This window comes from Dietzia sp. B19 (genome assembly GCF_014145155.1).
Taxonomy (GTDB): domain Bacteria; phylum Actinomycetota; class Actinomycetes; order Mycobacteriales; family Mycobacteriaceae; genus Dietzia; species Dietzia natronolimnaea.
Genome location: NZ_JAALED010000426.1, coordinates 1 through 4,993, shown reverse-complemented (window position 1 = coordinate 4,993; position 4,993 = coordinate 1). Strand labels below are relative to the sequence as shown.

Below are 4,993 nucleotides of genomic sequence, written 5' to 3'. Positions count from 1 at the left end.
CCGCGGACGCGGGGGCGGAGGCCCTCGACCGCACCACGTCCCAGCTGCCCGCGCTGGCCCGGGCGGGGGTCGTGGACGCGGGCGGCAGAGGCCTGCTGGTGCTGCTGGACACCATGGTCGAGGTGCTCGGGGGACAGGCGCCGGAGCGACCGGACTACTTCGTCCCCGAGGACCCGTTCACCGAGCCGTCCGCGCAGTGTGACGGGACGGACGGTGGTGCCCCGGAGTCCTCCGCCGACACCCGGTACGAGGTCATGTACTCCCTGACCCATTCGGACGACGCGCGCGCCGACGAGCTCAGGTCCGCTCTCCGGACCCTGGGCGACAGCGTGGTGGTCGTGGGCGACGGTGGAACGGGGGACAACGCCCGCTGGGCGGTCCACGTCCACACCGACGACATCGGAACGGCGGTCGAGGTCGCGCTCTCGCTCGGCCGGGTCACCGAGATCCGTGTGACGGACATGTTGGACCCGGTGGGCGGGAGCCCGTCGACAGGGCACCGTCGACGGGATGGGTCCGGGGAGGGGGCGGACCGGACCGGGCGCGAACCCGAGCGGACGGTGGTGGCGATCGTCCCCGACGGGCCGCTCGCCGAGCTGTTCTCGGGCGCGGGGGCGCGAACGGTCGATCCGGACGAGGGCGGGGTGATCGACGCGGTGCTGGCACTGTCCGCGGACGAGTTGCTGGTGCTGCCCAACGGTGAGCTGTCCAGGGCGCAGATCGGAGCACTCGACGCCGCCCTGCGCGACGTCGACGGCAACGCCCTCATCCTCCCGACGGGGTCGGTCGTCCAGGGGTTGTCCGCGCTGGCCGTCCACGACCCCTCGACCACGTTGTCCCTGGACGGCTTCGGGATGGCGGACGCGGCCGCGGCCACCCGGCACGCGCACCTGGTGCGGGCCGAACACGACGCGCTCACCCTGGTGGGTCGCTGCGCCGCCGGGGACCTCCTCGGCATGGTCGGCCACGATGTCGCCCTCATCGAGACGGACCCGGTGGACGCGGTGTGCGCGCTCGCGGACCGGTTGCTCTCCTCGGGCGGCGAACTCGTGACCCTGCTGCTCGGCGCCGACTACGACGACGCCGCGACGCAGGAGGCGCTGACCCGGATCCGCGACGGTCACCCCGACGTGGAGGTCGCCGGGTACGCGGCCGGACCGGGCCGGGTGCTCGCGCACGTCGGGGTCGAATGACCGCGTTCGCCACCACGGACACTCCGCTGTCGGAGGTCCTCGACGCCGGACTGGCCGAGAGGATCACCACGGCCTTCGGTCACCGGACGGTCGGCGACCTGCTCCACACCCTGCCCCGCCGCTACCGCCAGCACGGGCAGCGCTACGACCGGCGGGAGCTCGTCGACGGCGAGCGGGTGACGATCATCGGGACCGTCGCCACCGCAGCGACCCGCACCTACACCACCAAGCAGGGCCAGCCGCGGGAGATGCTCACGCTCACCGTGAAGGACGAGGACACCACGTTCAAGGTGGTCTACTTCGCCGGCCGCAGGATCAAGTTCATGCTCCCGGTGGGCACGGTGGCGATGTTCGACGGGACCGTGTCGCGGTTCCGTCAGTCCCTGGATCTCAAGCACCCCGAGTTCCTGGTCCTCCGATCGGTCGCCGGTCCCGGCGGCCAGCTCAAGGGCTCGGGAGACCTCGCCGCGCTCGCGCGCCTCTCGGCGGAGATCGACGCCGAGGGTGGCCCGAGTCTGTTCGACCGCCCGCTCCTGCCCATCTACTCGGCCAAGGAGAGTGTGACCTCGTGGGACCTGCTCGGCGCGGTCGTCACCGCGATCCGCGCCCTGGTCCCCGTGGTTGACCCCCTCGACGACGCGGTCCTGGCTGCGGCGGGGTTGATGGGCCTCGACGAGGCGCTGCGCAAGGCCCACCTGCCGTCGACGGTCGAGGACGCGGACAGGGCCGGCTACCGGCTCCGGTTCGACGAGGCGATCGCGCTGCAGTTGCTCCTCGGGGCCCGGCGCCGCTTCGTCGCCCGTGACCCGGCGCCGGCCAGCCCGGTTCGCGGCGACGGTGTCCGTGCCGCGATGGAGGCGCGGATGCCGTTCGAGCTCACCGCCGGGCAGCAGACCGTCCTCGAGGAGATCTCGGCGGACCTGACGCTCGACGAACCGATGAACCGCCTGCTCCAGGGTGAGGTCGGCTCCGGGAAGACGGTCGTCGGACTGCTCGCGATGCTCCAGGTGGTCGATGCCGGGCGCCAGTGCGTGATGCTGGCGCCCACCGAGGTCCTGGCCACCCAACACCACCGCTCGCTGACGGCCATGCTCGGTGATCTGGGGGAGCGGGGCCGACTCGGTGCCGCGGACCAGGCCACCCGGGTGGTGCTGCTGACCGGGTCCATGTCCACCGCGGAGCGGCGGGCGGCCCTGCTCGACATCGTCACCGGTGAGGCCGGGATCGTCGTGGGCACGCACGCGCTCATCCAGGACTCCGTCGACTTCTTCGACCTGGGGTTGGTCGTGGTCGACGAACAGCACCGCTTCGGGGTCCGTCAGCGTGACCGGCTCCGCGCCAAGGGGCGGGACGGGATGGTCCCGCACCTGTTGGTGATGACCGCGACGCCGATCCCCCGCACCATCGCGATGACGGTGTTCGGCGACCTGGAGGTCTCCGAGCTGGGTGAACTGCCCGGTGGACGCAGACCCATCTCGACCTCCGTCGTGCCGGCCAGGGACAGGCCGAGATGGGTGGAGCGCACCTGGGAGCGGGTGCGGGAGGAGGTCGGGGCTGGTCATCGCGCGTATGTCGTGTGTGCGCGGATCGACGCCGAGACCACCGACGCCCCGGACGGGGCCCCGAAGGGAGGGGACGACGACAGGGGCGGCGACAGGCCCCCGCTGGTCGCCGCCGTGGAGCTCCACCAGTACCTGTCCACCGGGCCTCTCGCGGGACTCCGCATCGGCCTCATGCACGGTCGGCTTCCTCCCGAGGAGAAGGACGCGACCATGAACGCGTTCGCGTCCGGTGATCTCGACGTCCTGGTGTCGACGACCGTGATCGAGGTCGGGGTGGACGTACCGGAGGCCACCGTGATGGTGGTGATGGACGCCGACCGGTTCGGGGTGAGCCAGCTCCACCAACTCCGTGGACGGGTGGGTCGGGGTGGCCTGCCCGGGCTCTGCCTGCTCGTGACCAACTCCCGCGAGGGGGGCAAGGCGATGGAACGGTTGAACGCCGTCGCGGCCACCACCGACGGGTTCCTGTTGGCGCAGCTCGACCTGGTCCAACGCCGCGAGGGTGACGTCCTCGGAGACGCTCAGTCGGGTGCACTTGCCTCGCTGCGGTTGTTGTCCGTCGTCGAGGACGGCGAGGTCATCGAGATCGCACGCCGCCACGCCGAGGAGATCCTCGACTCCGACCCCGGGCTCGACACCCACCCGGCGTTGGCCGAGCGGGTCCGCCGACTGTCCGGTTCGGACGAGTCGGACTACCTGTTCAAGTACTGACCACCACCATCTCGACCATCGGGGGAGTCATGACCCGCATCATCTCGGGCCGCCTGCGCGGGCGGTCGATCACCGTGCCGCCCTCGGGGACCCGGCCCACCACCGACCGCGTCCGCGAGGCCCTGTTCAGCGCGATCACCAGCCGGATGGATCTGGACGGAACCGCCGTGCTGGACCTGTTCGCGGGATCGGGCGCCCTCGGCTTGGAGGCGGTCTCCCGGGGCGCCGACGTGGTGTGGTTCGTGGAGGACAACCCCCGGGCGGTCGCGAGCATCCGCGCGAACACCGCGGGTCTGTCGTCGTCGTTCCCGGCGGTCCGCCCGACCGTGAGGCGGGCGGCGCTGCCCGCCGCCGTCGCCGGGCCGTGTCCGGTGGCCGGCGGGTTCGACCTCGTCCTCGCAGACCCGCCGTACGAGAAGTCCGGGGAGCTCGACGCCCCCGTCCTCGAGGCGTTGTCGGCGGGAGGCTGGCTGGCCGGGGACGCCCTCGTGGTGTGGGAGAGGTCCCGACGGGACCCGGCCGTGCGATGGCCCGACGGATACGAGGTGGAGTTCGAACGGACCTACGGGGAGACCGCCGTCGAGATCGCCCGGCCGGTTGATACGGTCGCCCGATGACCACCGTCGTGTGCCCAGGCTCGTTCGACCCGGTGACCCTCGGGCACCTCGACATCATCCGGAGGTCGGCCCAGCTGTTCGACGACGTGATCGTGTGCGTCGTGGCCAACCCCAACAAGCAGGGGACGTTCACCATCGACGAGCGGAAGGCGCTCATCGAGGAGGTCTGCACCGACCTCCCCGGGGTCCGCGTCGACAGCTTCTACGGGTTGCTCGTCGACTACTGCCGCGAGAAGGGCGCCACGGCCGTGATCAAGGGCCTGCGCGACTCGACCGACTACGACTACGAACTGCCGATGGCCCACATGAACAGGTCGATCGCGGGGGTGGACACCGTGTTCCTGCCGACCCGGGCGGACCTGGCCTTCGTGTCCTCGTCGCTGTGCCGCGAGGTCACCCGTCTGGGCGGGGACGTCTCGCATCTCCTGCCGGATCCCGTCGCACGGGCCCTGAAGGACCGGCTGGGCTGAGCGGTGGGGCCGGGCGGCGAGCCCCTGCGCCCCGGACCACCGGACACACCGCCGCCGCACCCGCACCGGGACCCGGCTTGCGGGCACACTGGTGTGGCAAGAGTGACGATCCGGTGAAGGGACGAGCGTGTACCGAGTGTTCCAGGCCCTCGACGAGCTGAACGCGATGATCGAGGATGCCCGCAGTCTGCCCATGACCGCGAACTGCGTGGTGCCCCGGCACGAGTCGCTGCTGTTGCTCGATGACATCCGTGACTCCTTCCCCGGTGAGCTCGACGACGCCCAGGACGTGCTGGATCAGCGTGACAGCGTGCTCGCGGAAGCCGACGCGACCGCCCGGGACACCGTGTCCGCCGCGGATGCCGAGGCGGATCGCACGCTGCGCGAGGCCCGGGCGGACGCCGACGCGATGCTCGCCGACGCCAAGGCACGGGCCGATC

Annotated in this window: 4 protein-coding genes and 1 pseudogene; all 5 read left to right on the top strand. The window is 71.7% G+C overall.

What is annotated here, in order from left to right; genetic code table 11:
• Positions 1 to 1,193, top strand: a 1,193-nt coding sequence (locus tag G6020_RS12150) for a Dak phosphatase (protein WP_182610809.1), incomplete at its 5' end; no start/stop codon positions are given.
• Positions 1,190 to 3,466, top strand: coding sequence for an ATP-dependent DNA helicase RecG (gene recG, locus G6020_RS12145; RefSeq protein WP_182610808.1), 2,277 nt, complete (start codon positions 1,190 to 1,192; stop codon positions 3,464 to 3,466). The genes G6020_RS12150 and recG, both read left to right, overlap by 4 nt.
• 29 nt (positions 3,467 to 3,495) lie before the next feature.
• Positions 3,496 to 4,083, top strand: a complete 588-nt coding sequence (gene rsmD / locus G6020_RS12140; RefSeq protein WP_182610807.1) for a 16S rRNA (guanine(966)-N(2))-methyltransferase RsmD — start codon at positions 3,496 to 3,498, stop codon at positions 4,081 to 4,083.
• A complete protein-coding gene (gene coaD, locus G6020_RS12135) occupies positions 4,080 to 4,553 on the top strand; it encodes a pantetheine-phosphate adenylyltransferase (protein WP_182610806.1) in 474 nt (157 codons plus the stop codon). The genes rsmD and coaD overlap by 4 nt, the downstream gene beginning before the upstream one ends.
• A gap of 127 nt (positions 4,554 to 4,680) precedes the next feature.
• Positions 4,681 to 4,993: pseudogene (locus G6020_RS12130) on the top strand (DivIVA domain-containing protein); the annotation flags it as partial.

Bases quoted from the DNA above. Each gene is read 5' to 3' on its own strand.
- rsmD (WP_182610807.1), top strand. From the start codon at position 3,496: ATGACCCGCATCATCTCGGGCCGCCTGCGCGGGCGGTCGATCACCGTG.
- coaD (WP_182610806.1), top strand. From the start codon at position 4,080: ATGACCACCGTCGTGTGCCCAGGCTCGTTCGACCCGGTGACCCTCGGG.
- recG (WP_182610808.1), top strand. From the start codon at position 1,190: ATGACCGCGTTCGCCACCACGGACACTCCGCTGTCGGAGGTCCTCGAC.